This window comes from Porcipelethomonas ammoniilytica (genome assembly GCF_025567485.1).
Classification (GTDB): domain Bacteria; phylum Bacillota; class Clostridia; order Oscillospirales; family Ruminococcaceae; genus Porcipelethomonas; species Porcipelethomonas ammoniilytica.
The window spans coordinates 1-433 of the sequence record NZ_JAOQKH010000110.1 but is presented as its reverse complement, the minus strand read 5'-3'; the positions used below and the strand labels follow the sequence as shown (position 1 = coordinate 433).

Annotated in this window: 1 protein-coding gene; it reads right to left on the bottom strand. The window is 36.7% G+C overall.

All coding sequences use genetic code 11. The annotated features are described in order from the left end of the window. Window positions 1-154 precede the first annotated feature (154 nt). A partial coding sequence (locus OCV67_RS13540; protein ID WP_147644423.1) for a tyrosine-type recombinase/integrase occupies window positions 155-433 on the bottom strand: 279 nt, incomplete at its 5' end.

The following is a 433-nucleotide window of genomic DNA, read 5'->3' as shown; positions in this document are numbered from 1 at the left end:
TTCCTATCGAATATCTGATAATTTTTATGATATAATAAGATAAAAGGCGATTCTATTTTTTCGTCAATTCCGTCAATTAGTAAAAAACAAGCTGTAAATATCGAAGAATCGGTGATTTAAACATGATTAACTACAACTTTCTGACGGCTAAAGTTTAAGCGGTAAGCTGCAAACGGCTTACATAATTTTTCTTCATCTGCATCGATGAATGCACATAACGGTTAAGAGTTATGCTTGCGTCTGCATGACCAAGCAGCTCGCTGAGGGTCTTTGGATCAAAGCCATTTTCAATGCAAACAGTTGCATAAGTGTGACGAAGCAGATGAAAATTTACATTCCTAATACCGCAGACTTCAAGAATTGACTTAAAACGATTCTGCATGGTTCTTGGCTCAGTCGGCTTGCTTGTTCCGGTGATTATATAAAAGTCATC